This is a genomic window from Bacteroides sp. AR29, assembly GCF_900217715.1.
GTDB classification, from domain to species: domain Bacteria; phylum Bacteroidota; class Bacteroidia; order Bacteroidales; family Bacteroidaceae; genus Bacteroides; species Bacteroides uniformis.
In genome coordinates, this window is sequence record NZ_OBMS01000011.1 from 17,266 (window position 1) to 34,754 (window position 17,489).

Below are 17,489 nucleotides of genomic sequence, written 5' to 3' on the forward strand. Positions count from 1 at the left end.
CTCTATTGAAAAGAAAAATCACTTTACTCCTAATGCAGTATTGATACGCAAAATCAAATCCTTATAATGATATTTAGTGGCTATATCCGATGCACCCAGACGATTTTGGAGCAATTCTTTGATGCGAAGCAACTCACCACGCTTCACGGAGATGACATCAGATACGCGGTTTATCTGCGAACCGTAGAAGTTCAGTTCGCGGTGTGCACCCATACGGTCGGCATCCAAAGTCTTACCGGCATGCTCGTCACAGCTGCAAAGGGCAGTCTGATGGTCCAGCAAGAAGTGGTTGTCCATCAGTTTTTTGTTTATTTTCACTCCTTCGCTTTCGGCAGCTGCTGTAATCAGTGCATCTACGAAGTTCTTCTGCAAGGCGCGTGTCATGACGTCCGGCAAGGCACCGCGTTCCGTAGTGGCAAAGATGTTGCGATGCAGGCCATCCATCAGCTCTACCACCGTGAAAGCCTTTTTGCCGTTCACCGATTCGTTCTCCAACATACGCATCAGGCGGTTGTTGCCCAGCAAATCCCAAAGGATATAGGATTGGGCATTCTTCAACACTTGTGTCGGTGCATTCTCCACTACGCCCAGTGGAGTGTTGCGCAGCAAGTAAGTGTACTCTCCAACTTCCGTGTCGAACAGCCATTTGGGATAGGTCAGCACTTCGTCCAGCAGAAACTTCAGGGCGGCTTGCTGCTTTTCTTTTTCTACGAAAGTATAGGTTTTCTGTCCGTCGCCCACAACGGTGTTTTCTATATAGATACCACCGATGTTTGCCAATACATGATAGAGGTAATTGTTCCATTGGTTGATAACCGCATAGTATAGGCGGGAAGCTTCTTCATAAGTCTGTCCTTTCTCGCCAGTAGTAGTCCATTGGATGATTTGAGGAACAATACGCTTCAAGTTCTCAATACCCAGCAGAGATGAGCGGACAGCATCATCGCCCAAATCTTCATTCTGCGCACGCGGGTCTACGGCATCACGTACATCCTGCGCCTCACTATATTTATATAAACGGTCTGTATGACGGCTCAGGAAGTCGGCAAGCAAGTCCTTCTCTGCCTCTGGGGTTTCTTTACCATACCAACGATAGCCGTATTCTATGGCAAACATATCATACGGACCGATATGGGGAGAAAGCGCCGTAACACCGTCACCCGGCTGTGCCACATAGTTGAAACGTGCATAGTCCATGATAGAGGAGGAAGTGGTATTCATACGATCCGTAAATGTTTTGGAACGCAGGGAATCTGTCGGAAAAGTCCAGGAAGCAATCATATTGTGGCGCAAGCCCAACGAGTGCCCCACCTCGTGGCATGCCACAAAGCGCATGGCATCGCCCATCAGCTCATCCGGCAGCCTTACTCCTCTTGCTTCGGGACGTACGACACCGGTTTGCACTGTAATCCATTCCTGGAGCATGCCCAGCACATTATGCCACCACATGATGTCCGCTTCCAATATCTCGCCCGAACGGGGGTCGAGGATAGAGGGGCCCATGGCATTGGCTTTGGTGGAGGCGGCGTAGGTCAGCACGGAGTAGTTCACGTCATCCTTATCCACATTCATGCTGTCCGTCAGTTCCTTGGCTATGATAGCATTCTTGAATCCGGCACGTTCAAAAGCAGCCTGCCAATCCTCGATTCCCTGCTTGATATATTTCCGCCAACGACGGGGAGTGGAGTTCTCGATGTAGAACACAATCGGCTTGGCCGGTTCCACCAATTCACCGCGAAGGTAACGCTCCCGGTCTTCCGGTTTCGGTTCCAGACGCCAGCGGGTGATGAAGGGTTTCTTGTCTACACGCTGCTGACCGTCACTGTAATTCAACAACGGATTGGTAAAGTAACCTACGCGCGGACTATCCAGACGTCCCATCATAGGTTTCTCCGGCAACAGCAACAGAGAGGAACTGACTTCGACCGTAACAAACACAGTCGTTGTTCCCTCGGTCACCTTAGTTGTCAACTCGGAAGTGGCTACCACATTGTTCTCAAAAGCTTTGATAGATAAAATGCGGGAGAGATTCTTGATGGCCGAAGTTCCCAGGTTGATATTCGTAAAGACATTATTGATACTCGTCTCTGTACCATCATAAATATCGTTGACCTTGACCACTATCATGGTAGAGTCATTATTGAATGCCTCAATCTTGAAACCGGCTATCAGCGGAGAAATATAATTATCCAGTACGGACTGCCGTATGGCATCCTCATCCGGCGCCAACGGAAGAGGACGGCTCTGACGTACCAACAGCTTGTTGGCAGCCTTGTCCAATTCAAAACGCACCATCTGATTTTCGTAATTCGTACCACGGTTCACACCTGCCTCATTCAGTTCGGAAGGAACACGCTGTAATTTATTTACTACCAGCATATCACGTCCCAGCAGCCTTGCCGGCACTTCAAAGTAATAATCGCTCTTCTTCTGGTAAACATTGAACATTCCCTTGCGGGCAATAGCACCGGAACCTGTCAATTTCTCGTAGTCGCTCTTGGATTGAACGCTGTCCTTGGTTTCACTCTTCTTTTTCTTACGGAACCATCCCATAGCTTCGGGAGAAGCAAAATCAGATGTACCGGCATGCAACAATACGGCAGGCTCACACATGAGTACTCCCGCAACTGCCACGACTGGCAGGATTGTCTTCAATTTCATCAATTCAAACTCTAACTTTAATGCAACAATTACTCCGTTAACTCTCTCTCTTTGACGTATGTTAATAAATACCAACCGCCAGTTTGTTCTACCTCCATAGAACGGTAAACGGGGCGCAAAGATACGAAAAGTATATTTTAAAAGTCACTAAACAACGCTCATTTATGTTTTTTCCATAAACAATATGAAGACTTTTACATATATATCATCTTTTCTCCCATCCTCTATCATTTCTTCTTCACATGAAATTTTGTACCACTGACACCAAATAATCTTCCCCAATTGGCGGCAAAACAATGATAATATTGTATCTTTGCACCGTTTTTAACTTAGAAAATAAATAAGATAACAACGATATGATAGCTAAAATCAATCAGCTTCTGCAGGAAGTAGAGGCGCTGAAAGCCGCTAACGCCGAGGAATTAGAGGCACTCCGCATCAAATACCTCAGTAAAAAAGGAGCCATCAATGACTTAATGGCAGATTTCCGCAATGTAGCCGCCGAACAGAAAAAAGAGGTGGGAATGCGCTTGAACGAACTGAAAAACAAAGCACAAGAAAAGATTGCCGCCTTGAAGGAACAATTCGAAAGCCAGGATACCGGCTGTGACGATATTGACTTGACCCGTTCAGCCTACCCGGTAGAATTAGGAACTCGCCATCCGCTTTCCATCGTGAGAAACGAAATCATCGATATATTTGCCCGTATGGGATTCAACATCGCCGACGGACCGGAAATGGAAGACGACTGGCACGTATTCTCCTCCATGAATTTTGCCGAAGACCATCCGGCACGCGACATGCAGGATACATTCTTCATCGAAAATGATACAGAAAACGTATCGCACAGCATCATTCTTCGCACACACACATCCAGCGTGCAAAGCCGTGTTATGGAGACTACACAGCCTCCTATCCGCGTGCTTTGTCCGGGACGTGTATACCGTAATGAAGCCATCAGCTACCGCGCACACGCATTCTTCCACCAAGTAGAAGCCTTGTACGTAGACCGCAATGTATCTTTCACCGACTTGAAGCAGGCTTTATTGCTCTTTGCGCAAGAGATGTTCGGCAGTGACACCAAGATTCGTCTGCGTCCTTCCTACTTCCCCTTCACCGAGCCGAGTGCCGAAATGGACATCAGCTGCAACATCTGCGGCGGCAAGGGCTGCCCCTTCTGCAAGCACACGGGTTGGGTAGAAATTTTGGGATGCGGTATGGTAGATCCGAATGTATTGGAGCTGAACGGAATAGACAGTAAAGTGTATAGCGGGTATGCCCTGGGTATGGGTATAGAACGCATCACCAACTTGAAATACCAGGTGAAAGACCTTCGTATGTTCTCTGAAAATGACACACGCTTCCTGAAAGAATTCGAGAGCGCTTACTAAATATAGTGAATAACGGCTAGTGATTAGTGATTAATAAGTTGCGCATTTTCAGCATATCATTAATCACTCATCGCTAACCACTCATCGCTAACCACTATTTTTCGCTATGGCAAAAGACAAACTTGTAACTTCCGGCTATTGCCTTATCCTGGCTGCCAATTTCCTTTTGTATTTTGCCTTTTATCTGATACTACCGGTTCTTCCATTCTACCTGACTGAGGTATTCCATACCGGAAATGCAGCAGTAGGTGTCATCTTGTCATGCTACACCATTGCCTCGCTCTGCATACGCCCGTTTTCGGGATACCTGCTCGACACGCTAGCCCGCAAGCCTCTTTATCTGGTGGCATACTTCATCTTTATCACCATTTTCGCAGGTTACATGTTAGCGGGAGTCCTATCTTTATTCATCATGTTGCGGGTTGTCCACGGCCTTGCATTTGGAATGGTGACCGTAGCGGGAAATACAATTGTGATTGACATTACCCCTTCGTCCCGTCGCGGCGAAGCCGTAGGATATTATGGACTGATGAACAATACAGCCATGAGCTTCGGCCCGATGATTGGTCTTTTCATGCATGACATATATTCCTTTGAAACGATTTTTGCCTGCTCGCTCATATCAGGAACTATCGGTTTTGTTGCCGCATGCCTCGTCAAGACCCCACCCAAACAACCAGTCAAACGAGAACCTATCTCATTGGACCGCTTTGTGCTGCTGAAAGGTATCCCGGCAGGAATCGCACTGCTATTGCTCTCCATACCATATGGCATGACAAGCACTTATGTAGCCATGTATGCCAAAGAAATAGGAATTACCTTGAATTCCGGATTGTTTTTTACTTTTATGGCCGTCGGCATGGCAGTGTCCCGTATGTTCTCCGGCAAACAAGTGGATAAAGGACGTATCACCCAAGTCATAACTTTAGGACTATATCTGGTATGTAGCTGTTTCTTCATATTGTCCGCTTGCGGACTACTGATGAAGACCGTCCCGGAACTGACAAACATATTGTTTTTTATGGTTGCCCTCCTATTGGGAGTAGGCTTCGGGACGATGTTCCCCGCCTTCAATACGCTGTTCGTAAACCTGGCCCCCAACAACCAGCGCGGAACAGCCACCTCTACCTACCTGACTTCATGGGATGTAGGCATTGGTATAGGTCTGACAGCAGGAGGTTATATCGCACAGATTACCTCATTCGATATGGCATATTTTTTCGGAGCCTGCCTCACGGTTATCTCCATCTTCTATTTCAATCTGAAAGTATCTCCTCACTATCATAAAAACAAATTAAGATGAGAAAGAAAGAGCGTTATGAAAAAATCCTTGCTTGGTTTAGGGAGAACGTTCCCGTAGCCGAAACAGAGTTGCATTATGACAATCCGTTCGAGCTGTTGATAGCAGTTATTCTCTCTGCACAATGTACGGACAAACGCGTCAATATGATTACCCCCGCCCTTTACCGGGACTTCCCTACTCCCGAAGCACTCGCCGCTACTACTCCCGACGTGGTATACGAGTATATCCGCAGCGTCTCCTATCCCAACAACAAAGCTAAACATCTTGTAGGCATGGCACAGATGTTGGTGAAAGAATTCAACAGTGAGGTACCCGATACCCTTGAAGAACTGGTAAAACTGCCCGGCGTAGGCCGCAAAACAGCCAATGTCATCCAATCCGTTGTTTTCAATAAAGCGGCTATGGCAGTAGACACACACGTGTTCCGCGTCAGCCATCGCCTGGGTCTCGTATCAGATAAATGTACAACTCCGTTCAGTGTCGAAAAAGAATTGGTAAAACATATACCGGAAACAGACATCCCCATAGCTCACCACTGGCTTATCCTGCACGGTCGCTATGTATGCCAGGCACGTACTCCACAATGTGATACCTGCGGTTTGCAATTAATGTGCAAATATTACTGCCAGAAATATAAAGTTAGCAAAGAGAGCGGCAAAGACAAAGAATAAACAACGGTTTCATAGCAAAAAAAAGAAATAAATGCTAACTTTGCGCTCACTAAAAAGAAATTAGTAACACTTTTAAATAAAATAGAGTATTATGACAATTGATCAATTTAACTTTGCCGGAAAAAAGGCATTCGTTCGTGTGGACTTCAACGTACCCTTGGACGAAAACTTCAACATTACAGATGATACCCGTATGCGTGCCGCTCTTCCTACATTGAAGAAGATTTTGGCCGATGGCGGTAGTGTAATTATCGGTTCTCACCTCGGTCGTCCGAAAGGCCCGGCTGACAAGTTCTCCTTGAAGCACATTCTGAAGCATCTCGAAGAGTTGTTGGGTGTTGAGGTGCAATTTGCTAACGACTGTATGGGCGAAGAAGCTGCCGTAAAGGCTGCTGCTCTGCAACCGGGTGAAGTGTTGTTGCTCGAGAACCTCCGTTTCTACGCTGAAGAGGAAGGCAAACCCCGCGGTTTGGCTGAAGATGCTACAGACGAAGAAAAGAAGGCTGCCAAAGCTGCTGTTAAGGAAAGCCAGAAAGAATTCACCAAGAAATTGGCTTCTTATGCAGATTGCTATGTAAACGACGCTTTCGGTACCGCTCACCGTGCACACGCTTCTACTGCATTGATCGCTAAATATTTCGACAAGGACAACAAAATGTTCGGTTACCTGATGGAAAAAGAAGTAAAGGCTGTTGATAAAGTTTTGAACGATATCCAACGTCCGTTTACTGCCATCATGGGTGGTTCCAAAGTTTCTTCCAAGATTGAAATCATTGAAAACCTGCTGAACAAGGTAGACAACCTGATTATTGCCGGCGGTATGACTTATACTTTCACCAAAGCCATGGGCGGCAAAATCGGTATTTCTATCTGCGAAGATGACAAACTGGATTTGGCTCTTGACCTGGTGAAGAAAGCAAAAGAAAAAGGCGTAAACCTTGTTTTGGCTGTTGATGCCAAGATTGCCGATTCTTTCTCCAACGATGCCAACACCAAGTTCTGCCCGGTTGACGAAATTCCTGATGGCTGGGAAGGTCTTGATATCGGTCCTGAGACTGAAAAGATCTTTGCAGATGTCATCAAGAACTCCAAGACTATCCTTTGGAACGGTCCGACGGGTGTATTCGAATTCGAGAACTTCACTCACGGTTCACGCGCTGTAGGCGAAGCTATCGTAGAAGCTACCAAGAACGGTGCTTTCTCACTCGTAGGTGGCGGTGACTCTGTAGCTTGTGTCAACAAGTTCGGCTTGGCAAGCGGCGTGTCTTACGTATCTACCGGTGGCGGTGCATTGCTTGAAGCAATCGAAGGAAAAATCCTTCCGGGTATCGCTGCTATCAACGAATAAAAACAAGCAAAATAACACCCAAAGGCAGCTCTTTGAAAAAAGGGTTGCCTTTTTTACTACTATCCATCCCTATAATGAGACGAATTCTACTATCCTGCATCCTTTTATCAGCCACATGCATCCTGAAAGCACAAGATGCTTGTCTGAATGATGTAGTCAACACTTTAAAAGACCGCATTTCACTCTCCGGCTATGCCCAAGTGGGATATACATACGATGATGCGGGCGAAGGTACCAGCAATACTTTCGATATAAAGAGAGTTATCTTTATGGCGCGCGGTAAAATCACCGATAAATGGTCGGCTTACTTCATGTACAGCTTTGCCAATACCGGAAAAATTCTGGAAGCCTACACGGAATACCGCTTTCTCCCTCAACTCACAGCACGTATCGGACAGTTCAAAACCATGTATACCATTGAGAACCCGATGTCTCCCTGCTTTGTCGAATTAATAAACTGTTATTCTCAAGCCGTCAATTACCTGGCCGGTATCAATGGCAGTGATCCGTTGTATGGCTCTGCAAGCGGTCGTGATATGGGATTGTTAATTTATGGAGACTTGTTCGACTCTTTGATGACTTATAACCTTGCCATCATGAACGGACAAGGCATCAACCTAAAAGATAAAAACAATCAGAAAGATATTGTAGGCAGCCTTATGGTACATCCATTGAAATGGTTGTCCGTCGGCGGTTCCTTTGTTAAAGGGAAAGGATGCGCCGTAGCCGTTTCTTCCATTAATCCAGACATAGCCATAGGAGAGAATTACACCCGAAACCGCTGGTCGGCAGGTGCCACCATCAAAACAAAATCCGTAGATGTACGTACAGAATACTTGGCCGGAAAAGACGGACACGTTAAAAGTGACGGTTACTATGCAACCGTATCTGCCCATGTGCTTCCCAAATTTGACGTAATAGCCTCTTATGACTATTTCAACAAAAATAAAACTATTTCCGATAAACAGACCAATTATGTAGCAGGTGTACAGTATTGGTTCTATCCCAAATGCCGTCTGCAAGCCCAGTATACATACTGTAACCGCCATAAAGGAGAAAACTCAAACCTGCTTCAAGCACAGTTGCAAGTTCGTTTCTGAGCTGGGGAAATGGAAATTTATGAACTTTTTGGCATCCTTTTTGTAGTTTTATAAGATACATACCCAAAAAGAGACTGATTTATGAACGAACAAGCCATACAAGAACAATATCAGCATATCGTTACTCTACTCAAGCAGCAACGGCTGAAGGAAGCACAATCCCAACTGGAAGCCTTTCTTTGGAACAGCGGTGACTGGACACTCCGCAACCGCTTGGAACAAGCTCAGACATCCTATCAGTACATGCTGCAATACATGCGCCAGGGAATCGACGATCCTGAACGACAGAAACTATATCGCCAGATTCTGACCGAAACTTGGGAAGTCGCTGACCAGGCACGTCTGTCTCTCCTTGACGGAGTTTCCACGCACTATTACCATTCCCTGCGCAATAACCGGGAACGCCTCCCCAAAGAATACAATATTGCCGCACTGCAGAAGGTATTGGAATCTTTCCCTGATGACCTGGCCGTTTGTCAGCTGATGCCGGATAACCAAGGCATGGACGCCGTACTGCAACGGCACGAACAAACCGCCCAGGTTCTTTTCCTTTCCACATGGAGTAACAGTGACTGGTCTGCAGAAGACGAACAGCAAGCCAAAGGATTACTGGAATCAGAAATGCTTCCCGTCAATGATTTGTGCCTGTTCACCAGTGCCGTCATGCTCAGTCTGATGGAATGCTTCGATACCCGCAAATTCTCATGGTTGCTGGACGCCGTAACGCATGCAAATACGCAAGTAAACCAACGGGCTTTGGTAGGTATCGCTTTCGCACTTCTTTTTCATCCCACCCGTCTGTCGCTTTATCCCGAATTGACAGCCCGCCTTTCCCTGCTCAACGAAGACGGCAGTTTCGGCAAGCAACTGAACCGTATTTACATCGAGCTGCTCCGTAGCCAGGAAACGGAAAAGATAGACAAGAAGATGCGTGAAGAAATCATTCCGGAGATGATGAGGAATGTGAACATCATGCGCAACATGAAGTTCGGTTTTGAAGAGAACCCTGAGGAAAACGATCTTAATCCGGATTGGGAGAAAGCTTTTGAAAGTTCCGGACTGGGAGACAAGATACGGGAGATGAACGAATTACAGCTGGAAGGCGCTGACGTCTATATGAGTACGTTTGCACAACTCAAGACTTATCCGTTCTTTAAGGAACCGTACAACTGGTTCTATCCGTTCGACATGCATCACTCCAGCATCATCAAGGAATTCGGATTCAAGCCTACCGGAGACAATGCCATCCTCTCCCTTATCCTCCAATCCGGTTTCTTCTGCAATAGTGACAAGTATTCCCTTTGCTTTACAATGGCACATATACCACAGTCACAGCGTACGATGATGCTCAGCCAGATGACTTCCCAGGATTTGGATGCACTCATGGACGAAAGCAAATCTTCCGCTTTACGGCAGTATGCCGAACGACCGGATGTCATCAGCAACCAGTATGTCCACGACTTATACCGTTTCTTCAAGTTAAGCCAGCGCAGACACGAGTTCCGTGACATCTTCAAGGAAGAGATTGCCCTGCACCGTATCCCGGCACTCAAAGATATTCTGTGCAAACCCGAGCTGCTGATTACCATCGCCGATTTCCACTTCCGCAAAGAACACCCGGCAGAAGCATTGGAGCTTTATAAGGAATTGATAGCCTTGAACCATGCAAATGCAGACATTTTCCAAAAGGCTGGCTATTGCCTGCAAAAGGAAAAGAGGTATAAGGAAGCGATAGACGCCTACCTGAAAGCCGATGTACTAAAGCCCGACCATGTCTGGACAATCCGCCATCTCGCTACGTGCTACAGGCAGATAAGGGACTTTGCCTCTGCACTGGAATACTACAAGAAAGTGGAGGCAATCCAGCCGGAAAACCATAATATCCTTTTCTACGCCGGAAGCTGCCTTGCCGAACTGGAAAGATATGAAGAGGCTCTGCAATATTTCTTCAAGCTTGATTTCATCGAAAGCAATTGTATCAAAGCATGGCGTGCTATAGGCTGGTGTTCGTTTGTCAACGGCAAGTATGAGCAAGCAATGAAGTATTACGAAAAGATACTCGCCTCCAAACCACTCGCAGCAGACTATCTCAATGCCGGACATGTTGCTTGGAGAACGGGCAAAATAGAAAAAGCTGCAGAACTTTACAGTAAAGCAGCTTTGGAATATGGCGGGCAGGAGATTTTTAGAGAAATGTTCGGTAAAGACAAAGAAACACTTGTCAGACAAGGAATCAGTGAAAAAGATATCCCTCTAATGATGGATCTGGTTTAGATCTCCAACAACTCCCTGTACAGTCTCTGTACGGGGAGCCCCATTATATTATAGTAACTCCCGGATATGTTTTCCACCCCAATGAATCCAATCCACTCTTGTACACCATAAGCTCCGGCTTTATCCATGGGTTGGTATTTGTCCACATAATAGGCAATTTCCTCTTCGCTCAGTTTAGCAAAACGCACTTCTGTTGCCGCTGCAAAACTGCGTTGCCACTCAGTAGTAGTGATGCACACACCGGTAAACACTTCATGGGTACGTCCGGACATGTCGCGCAACATCTGCATGGCTTCTTCCCTATTCTTGGGCTTTCCGAGAACTTGTCCATCCAGCCAGACAATGGTATCTGCCGTAATCATCAATTCGTCCGGATGCATCATATCACGGTAGGCATCCGCCTTTTCCCTGGATATGTAGAGAGGAATATCCGCTCCCCGCAATGTCTCGGGATAAGATTCATCCACATCGGGCAAAGTTCTTACTTCATATTCCACTCCCAAACCAGCCAGCAATTCTTTCCTTCGCGGAGAATTGGAGGCGAGAATCACCTTATATTTCTTCAGATTATCTAACATCATATCATTTACGATTTGACGATTTACAATTTAACGATTGAAACAACTACCAACCAAAAGCTTTTTCATCTGCCATCCAAAGCCCTTGCACTTTCAATACCTGTTCCACAATGTCGCGACCACAGCCATAACCGCCTTCTGCATACGAAATATAGCGAGCCACAGCCTTTACCTCAGGCACAGCATCCTTAGGACAACATGGCAAACCACACTCACGCATCACCTCTAAATCGGGAATATCATCACCTACATACAATATTTCCTCGTCCTTCAAGCCATGACGGTCACGGAAGTCATGGTAATCATGGATTTTAACAGAAGAACCCATATAGATATTTCCATCCTCAAAACCTAAAGAGGTAAAACGCTTGCGGACTGCTTCTGTACGTCCACCCGTAATTATACCCAGCAACACACCTTGCTTAGCAGCCAGATGCAGGGAATAACCATCCTTTATGTTGACCGTACGCAGAGGTTCACCCTCCGAACTCATAGGGATAACATTGGCACTCAGCACACCGTCCACATCAAAAACAAGGGCTTTTATCTTTTTCAAATCATAGTTTATGGTACTCATTGCACTTTTTTCTTGTTCATTATAATATACCTATATGCAGCAAAACATTAGTTCAAAAGAGGCAAGCATCGGCATCCGGTTATCTTATTGCCAACCGATGTATATTCTCGCTAATCTCCCGATATAGTTCCAGCATTTGCGGCTCATCGGCAAGCATCCGCAGATGCTCGTCAATGACATTCTCATCATAGCGCACAGCCGGTCCTGTCTGTGCGGCAAGCGGTTCCAGCTCATGCACCTTGCGGGCCGTCTCGTCTATCAAGGGGAGCATTGCCTCGAACGGCAACCCGTACTTTTTCAGCAGTTCAGCAGCCAACACATACATGTGATTGGTAAAATTGCACGTAAACACAGCCGCCAGATGCAAACTTTTGCGCTGCTCAGAACTTGCTTCATACACTTTTTCCGATAGGGCAGAAGCAATGTCCTTCAGAAGCTGCACATCCTCTTCCGAGTTGCTTTCCACAAAACACGGTATCTGTCCAAAATCCACTTCACGCTGCTTACTGAAAGTCTGCATCGGATAAAGCACTCCATAACGCACTACATGCCCCTGCCAAATATTCATAGGAATACTGCCGGCTGTATGCACCCATAAAGCATTCTCCTTTCCAGAAACAATCTGGGGTAATAATTCTACAAAAGCCGCGTCCTTCAGCGAAACGATATAAAGCTGTGCCTCCTTCGTAACCGCCTGCAGCTCCGTGGTATATGCAGCTTCCACCGTCTGTGCCAATTCCTGCGCCGATTCTTTTGTACGGCTGTAGACCTGCACAATACGAAACCCTTTCCGATAAAGAGCCTTTGCCAGATTAGTAGCCAGATTTCCGGCACCGATAAAGGCAATGGACGTATCTTCTATACTTCTTCCTGCCATACGCTTATCTTGTTGCCAACCAATACAGAATAGTCCCTAATACCAGCAACGCCAACGGCAGCAGATAAGCGGACATCGTACCGAGTAAGGCAGTTATCAACCCGAAGTTCAATATCAGCCACAAACCTATCAATACCAATCCCACTGACTTGTCATGCTTGAACAGCAAAAAAATCACTGCGGTATACAATAGAAAATTATCCTTATTCATCACCCACGGCAAGCCGATTGCAGAAAAATGCACCAATTTGTCCACCAAGTAAAGAATGCCGAATACAATCAGTGTGATGGCAGTGGCCTTATATGTATCACGGTTATTGTTTGCTTTTGCTGCACTCACTGTTACTTTCCTCCGTACTTATTGATATGTATCTTTTCCCACTGCAGATTGTCTTCGTTGAAAGGCTTGCGCTCCATCCCCTTATGGCCGATAGCAATAACACTAAGCACCTGCAGCTGTAAAGGAATATCCAACACCTCGTGCACATACTCGCCGGAAGGCATACCGGAAGCCGTAAAACGTTCGCGCACCTGCACCCAGCAGCTTCCCAGCCCCATATCTTCGGCCTGAAGTTGCAGGTAGATGGAAGCAATGGAGGCATCTTCTATCCACACGTCGCTTGCCAGCGGGTCGGCAACAACCACTACTGCCAGTGCCGCATCGGCAATAAACTGCGATGCCTGCTCCTTGCAATAGGACAATTCCTTCAATTTATCCTTCTCGTCCACCACTATGAACTGCCATGCATTGCTGCGTTTCGACGTGGGTGCCATCAGGGCTGCTTTCATCAAAGTAACGACTTGTTCTTGTGTCAATTCTTCTTCTGTAAACTTCCGCATGCTGCGGCGTGCTTTTATCAATTCACTGAAACTTTCCATAATGATTTTATGTGCTAATATGCTAATGTGCACATCGACACATTAACAATAATTTTTGCAAAGATACGAGATTATTTTTTAAATTTGCAGACCATGCCTTTGAAACTCACTACATATTACCGTGGGAGCAAGGTTCCTGACCTGCCAGGCACCAACACCTTCCATTCCACAGAGTTGTTCCGAATCTACGAGGCAACTCCGGGGTATACCCCCATACTCATTGTGGCATCCGAAGATGACAAGCCCGTTGCGAAACTGCTTGCCGCCATACGTAAAAGTGTCCGCATGTTTCCACCCGGCATCATCAAAAGATGTGAGGTGTACGGTACGGGAGAATATTTCAATAACGAGGCAGACAAAGAGATTATCTTCAGTGACATGCTGCAAAGGCTTACCAATGAAGCATTGCGCGATTCTTTTCTCATCGAGTTCCGCAACCTGGAAAATGCCATGTTCGGATACAAATCTTTCCGGGACAACCAATACATCGCCATCAATTGGCTGCGGGTGCGCAACTCGCTGCACAGCGTCGAAAAGGTGGAAGAGCGTTTCAGCCCGTCACGTATCCGGCAAATAAAGAAAGGGCTCAAAAACGGCGCCCAAGTGCGGGAAGCACGTACCAAAGAGGAGATTCTCTGTTTTGCCCAGATGTTGCGCCACGTATATTCTTCCAAGATACGGCGCCACTTCCCCAGCATCAAGTTCTTTCAGCATCTCGAAAACCAGTTGACAAAAGGGCAGCAAAGCAAAATCTTCATCGTCACTTATAAGGAGAAGATTATCGGTGGCAGCGCATGCATTTATTCAGATGATAGCGCCTATCTATGGTTCTCTGGTGGCATGCGCAAGACTTATGCCCTGCAATATCCGGGGATTCTTGCCGTATGGAAAGCACTGGATGATGCCAAACAACGCGGATACCGCCACTTAGAGTTCATGGACGTGGGACTTCCCTTCCGCAGGCATGGCTACCGTGAGTTCGTTCTCCGCTTCGGGGGAAAACAAAGCAGCACCCGACGCTGGTTCCGTTTCCGTTGGAACTGGCTGAATCGGGTGCTGATAAAGATGTATGAATGATTTTTACCGAAATTAGAAATTAGTGTAGACTACATATCCATGAGCCGGTACATTGACCTGTGTATTTATTGTTTCACTCTTTCCGGTAAAATAATTGGTCCAGTTACCAGCTGTTGCCGGGAAAGCTACATCAACCGCATTATGCGTAAAGTTGCCCATAACAACCAGCTGCTTGCCCGTTACACTTTCTACCAACAATGAACGACCGTTGTCCCAATCAGAAACTCCGACCTTCCATGTCAAGATGGCACTTGAATCGAACAATTCCGGATGGGCGTTACGCAATTTCATTAAATCCGCATAAACATCGTGCAGCTCCTTGCGGTTAGTATTCTCCAGATACTCCCAATGCAACGGTTTCCTGCCCGTACGTCCATTCTCCCCAATGGAAATGTCATATCCCATCTCTCCAAATTGCCAAACCATCTTAGGACCTGGAACAGTAAGGAAGAATGTAGTGTTCAGCGCCAACTGATTCATGCGAGCATCAAGGTCGGTTTTCAGTATACCTTCACCCCATTGCGACTGTTTGTAAGCTGCGCGTTCTTCATCATGACTTTCCATAAAACCTACCCATGCAGGTGTTTTCTCATAAAGGCTGCTAAAAGAACTATTTTCAGCATATCCCATAGCCGACTGACAATAGGCATTATTCAGGTTGCGCCATAAGTGCATGCCATCTGCAGCCAGTTCATTTTCTTCCTTTGAATCACAGAAATGCTCCAGGATAACATAAGAGCCCTCTTTCACTTCCTTGATGGCAGCATTATAATCCTTTAGGATAGCAATGCGACTTGCATCGTAATTGGATGCCGTGCTTTCAGTACAAGAAGTCTGTGTGAATCCTTTCGTCAGGTCAAAGCGGAACCCATCCACCTTATATTCCTTCAACAAGAATTGCAGATTGCGCTTCACAAACTTACGCACTAACGGGCTTTCATGATTGAAGTCATGGAACACACTATAAGGATGAGGTGCTTCCACATTGAAATATGGATTATTCTTTGCAGTCTTATCACCATCCCAATAAAGTTTAGCCAGCGGATTGTTTCCTGTAGCGTGATTATAGACCACATCCAGAATAACTGCCATACCCGCCTCATGGCAAGCGTCAATAAACTGCTTATACATGGCCTTTGTGCCATAAGCCTTATCCATCGCAAAAAAGAAGCAAGGATTATACCCCCAACTGTCGTTTCCGTCAAACTCCTGCACCGGCATCAGTTCGATGGCATTGACTCCCATAGCCTTCAGATAAGAAAGCTTGCCCATTGCACCATTGATGTCGCTGGAGGCGGTAAAGTCACGTAGATGCAATTCGTATATCACCAATTGCTCAGGATTTGCTATTTTAAAGTCATTGACCTTCCAGTTATAACTGTCTTTCTGTATCTTGAAGGTCGAAACGATTCCTACTCCTCCCTCAGGATAAGCCATACTTTCGTTATAGGTAGAAGCCGGAATATATTTATCATTATCAGGATCAAGAATCTTTTCCGTATAGGCATCAGCCAGGCGAACCACTTCACCCGCCTTCGTACCTACATAATATTGGAAAGCATACTCTTTGCCAGCATCCAGCCCCGCCAACGTAATCCACCAACATCCGGAAGCATCATCACGATACATCTGCGATTTTTCGTCATTGCCCAATGTCCAGTTATTGAAGTCGCCCACTACATGGGCAAAGTCCTTATGATTCCCATTCGCATCTTTGTCATAAAGTACCAGTGTCACCGTAGAATTATCCACTACATTGATACCCTCGACCATACCGGCCGGCACTGCTGCAGTTTTAATTTCACCAGGAACAAAACCTTCATATTTTGTGTCGGTCACCTCAACAAAGGAATCCGATTCTATCCCTTTCTTATTGCCGTCTGCACTGCGAATCACTATTCCGAGCCGGTTCACCGGTGTCTTCCCGCTTCCAAACCATTCCCGGATATTCGGGCTCAGCGTAATGCTCCATACGTTGGCTTCGGTTGAAGTCATCTTACATTTATCCTTGTTTTCCGTCCACTCTGCCGGAACGAACAGCCAAGTTCCTTCACTGACCACACCAATATGCACATACACATCTCCTTTATGCCCATAGAGAGCAGACTTTGCATCCGCTTTAAAAGTAATTACAAGGGACTGGTCGGCATCCGGTGCTGCCGGTGTAAAACTCAAACCATCCGGAGCTACAATCGCATTGGCAGCCTGAGTGACAGATATTTCTTTCTTCTTCGAACCGGATACAATATTCAATTGTGCCGTCCGCGCTTTCCCTGTCTCATTCTTGCCGACAGAAACCATAATCGTAGCTTTCCCGGACGTACCTTTTGCCGGACTGATGTTGCACCAACCGGTATCTTCACCACTCAGCTCGGCTGTCCACTGCTGCCCGGCCTCAAAACTGACGCTTTGCGAAGAAGCAGCTTCACCAAAGCTAAAACCTTGCTCAAAGATTGATTCACTACCAGAAGCAGGGGTCAAATACTCCTGTAACTCCTCTTTATCGTCACTACATGCCGTGAATGCCAGCACTAAACTGAAGCATATTAAATGCCATAAAACAGAAATCTTACGTTGATTGATAATTTTCATAATATGAAGTATTCAAAGTTATCACTTCACAAATATAGCCGGAAAAGAAAGGGCAAACCGATTAACGCAAGAGAAAAGTAGCAGCAAGCTTACGGAAACGTTTGCATGGCAAGCAAATGTTCCCGTACCACCATGTTTTATGAAAGCTGAATGACAAACTT

The 17,489-nt window shown here is 46.2% G+C and carries 14 protein-coding genes; 7 read left to right on the top strand and 7 right to left on the bottom strand.

Features of this window, described 5'->3' with window-relative positions:
* Nucleotides 1–18: 18 nt before the first annotated feature.
* On the bottom strand, nucleotides 19–2,661 hold the full coding sequence (locus CSD97_RS08920) for a zinc-dependent metalloprotease (RefSeq protein WP_087332731.1): 2,643 nt from the start codon (nucleotides 2,659–2,661) through the stop codon (nucleotides 19–21).
* 356 nt (nucleotides 2,662–3,017) lie between these two features.
* Between CSD97_RS08920 and pheS the strand changes: the two genes are divergently transcribed.
* The 6 genes from pheS to CSD97_RS08950 all read left to right on the top strand — a co-directional run bounded on the left by pheS (nucleotide 3,018) and on the right by CSD97_RS08950 (nucleotide 10,748).
* Entirely contained in the window at nucleotides 3,018–4,052 is a 1,035-nt protein-coding gene (pheS, locus tag CSD97_RS08925; protein WP_016273196.1) for a phenylalanine--tRNA ligase subunit alpha, read from the top strand.
* 106 nt (nucleotides 4,053–4,158) lie between these two features.
* Entirely contained in the window at nucleotides 4,159–5,355 is a 1,197-nt protein-coding gene (locus CSD97_RS08930; RefSeq protein WP_005826370.1) for an MFS transporter, read from the top strand.
* The gene (nth, locus tag CSD97_RS08935) at nucleotides 5,352–6,026 is read left to right on the top strand and encodes an endonuclease III (RefSeq protein ID WP_005826369.1); all 675 of its coding nucleotides are present in this window, start codon (nucleotides 5,352–5,354) and stop codon (nucleotides 6,024–6,026) included. Before CSD97_RS08930 ends, nth begins: the two co-directional genes overlap by 4 nt.
* Before the next feature lie 88 nt (nucleotides 6,027–6,114).
* Nucleotides 6,115–7,374: a phosphoglycerate kinase gene (locus tag CSD97_RS08940; protein ID WP_085929901.1), complete on the top strand. Its 1,260-nt coding sequence runs from the start codon at nucleotides 6,115–6,117 to the stop codon at nucleotides 7,372–7,374.
* A 74-nt stretch (nucleotides 7,375–7,448) separates the two neighbouring features.
* Nucleotides 7,449–8,474, top strand: coding sequence for a porin (locus CSD97_RS08945; protein ID WP_005826362.1), 1,026 nt, complete (start codon nucleotides 7,449–7,451; stop codon nucleotides 8,472–8,474).
* Between the two features lie 81 nt (nucleotides 8,475–8,555).
* The gene (locus CSD97_RS08950) at nucleotides 8,556–10,748 is read left to right on the top strand and encodes a tetratricopeptide repeat protein (protein ID WP_005826360.1); all 2,193 of its coding nucleotides are present in this window, start codon (nucleotides 8,556–8,558) and stop codon (nucleotides 10,746–10,748) included.
* Here CSD97_RS08950 and CSD97_RS08955 read toward each other — a convergent pair.
* The 5 genes from CSD97_RS08955 to CSD97_RS08975 form a co-directional block, all read right to left on the bottom strand.
* Complete coding sequence (locus tag CSD97_RS08955; protein WP_005835770.1) at nucleotides 10,745–11,326, bottom strand: Maf-like protein; 582 nt, start codon at nucleotides 11,324–11,326, stop codon at nucleotides 10,745–10,747. The genes CSD97_RS08950 and CSD97_RS08955 overlap by 4 nt on opposite strands.
* Nucleotides 11,327–11,372: 46 nt before the next feature.
* Nucleotides 11,373–11,903: an HAD-IIIA family hydrolase gene (locus CSD97_RS08960; protein WP_005826358.1), complete on the bottom strand. Its 531-nt coding sequence runs from the start codon at nucleotides 11,901–11,903 to the stop codon at nucleotides 11,373–11,375.
* A gap of 79 nt (nucleotides 11,904–11,982) precedes the next feature.
* Nucleotides 11,983–12,780 carry a Rossmann-like and DUF2520 domain-containing protein gene (locus CSD97_RS08965; protein WP_087332735.1) on the bottom strand — a complete coding sequence of 266 codons (798 nt, stop codon included), beginning with the start codon at nucleotides 12,778–12,780 and terminating at the stop codon, nucleotides 11,983–11,985.
* Nucleotides 12,781–12,784: 4 nt separating this feature from the next.
* Nucleotides 12,785–13,120, bottom strand: a complete 336-nt coding sequence (locus CSD97_RS08970; RefSeq protein WP_087332736.1) for a hypothetical protein — start codon at nucleotides 13,118–13,120, stop codon at nucleotides 12,785–12,787.
* 2 nt (nucleotides 13,121–13,122) lie between these two features.
* Nucleotides 13,123–13,659, bottom strand: a complete 537-nt coding sequence (locus tag CSD97_RS08975; RefSeq protein WP_005826354.1) for a nitroreductase family protein — start codon at nucleotides 13,657–13,659, stop codon at nucleotides 13,123–13,125.
* A gap of 93 nt (nucleotides 13,660–13,752) precedes the next feature.
* On the opposite strand from CSD97_RS08975, the gene CSD97_RS08980 reads away from it, so the two are divergent.
* On the top strand, nucleotides 13,753–14,736 hold the full coding sequence (locus CSD97_RS08980) for a GNAT family N-acetyltransferase (RefSeq protein ID WP_005835764.1): 984 nt from the start codon (nucleotides 13,753–13,755) through the stop codon (nucleotides 14,734–14,736).
* A 12-nt stretch (nucleotides 14,737–14,748) separates the two neighbouring features.
* On the opposite strand, the gene CSD97_RS08985 is transcribed toward CSD97_RS08980, so the two are convergent.
* Nucleotides 14,749–17,328, bottom strand: coding sequence for an alpha-amylase family glycosyl hydrolase (locus CSD97_RS08985; RefSeq protein WP_098032303.1), 2,580 nt, complete (start codon nucleotides 17,326–17,328; stop codon nucleotides 14,749–14,751).
* Nucleotides 17,329–17,489: the final 161 nt, after the last annotated feature.

Excerpts from the sequence above, each read along its gene's own strand:
- CSD97_RS08920 (WP_087332731.1), bottom strand. The coding sequence starts at position 2,661 with ATGAAATTGAAGACAATCCTGCCAGTCGTGGCAGTTGCGGGAGTACTC.
- pheS (WP_016273196.1), top strand. The coding sequence starts at position 3,018 with ATGATAGCTAAAATCAATCAGCTTCTGCAGGAAGTAGAGGCGCTGAAA.
- CSD97_RS08930 (WP_005826370.1), top strand. The coding sequence starts at position 4,159 with ATGGCAAAAGACAAACTTGTAACTTCCGGCTATTGCCTTATCCTGGCT.
- nth (WP_005826369.1), top strand. The coding sequence starts at position 5,352 with ATGAGAAAGAAAGAGCGTTATGAAAAAATCCTTGCTTGGTTTAGGGAG.
- CSD97_RS08945 (WP_005826362.1), top strand. The coding sequence starts at position 7,449 with ATGAGACGAATTCTACTATCCTGCATCCTTTTATCAGCCACATGCATC.
- CSD97_RS08950 (WP_005826360.1), top strand. The coding sequence starts at position 8,556 with ATGAACGAACAAGCCATACAAGAACAATATCAGCATATCGTTACTCTA.
- CSD97_RS08955 (WP_005835770.1), bottom strand. The coding sequence starts at position 11,326 with ATGTTAGATAATCTGAAGAAATATAAGGTGATTCTCGCCTCCAATTCT.
- CSD97_RS08960 (WP_005826358.1), bottom strand. The coding sequence starts at position 11,903 with ATGAGTACCATAAACTATGATTTGAAAAAGATAAAAGCCCTTGTTTTT.
- CSD97_RS08965 (WP_087332735.1), bottom strand. The coding sequence starts at position 12,780 with ATGGCAGGAAGAAGTATAGAAGATACGTCCATTGCCTTTATCGGTGCC.
- CSD97_RS08975 (WP_005826354.1), bottom strand. The coding sequence starts at position 13,659 with ATGGAAAGTTTCAGTGAATTGATAAAAGCACGCCGCAGCATGCGGAAG.
- CSD97_RS08980 (WP_005835764.1), top strand. The coding sequence starts at position 13,753 with ATGCCTTTGAAACTCACTACATATTACCGTGGGAGCAAGGTTCCTGAC.
- CSD97_RS08985 (WP_098032303.1), bottom strand. The coding sequence starts at position 17,328 with ATGAAAATTATCAATCAACGTAAGATTTCTGTTTTATGGCATTTAATA.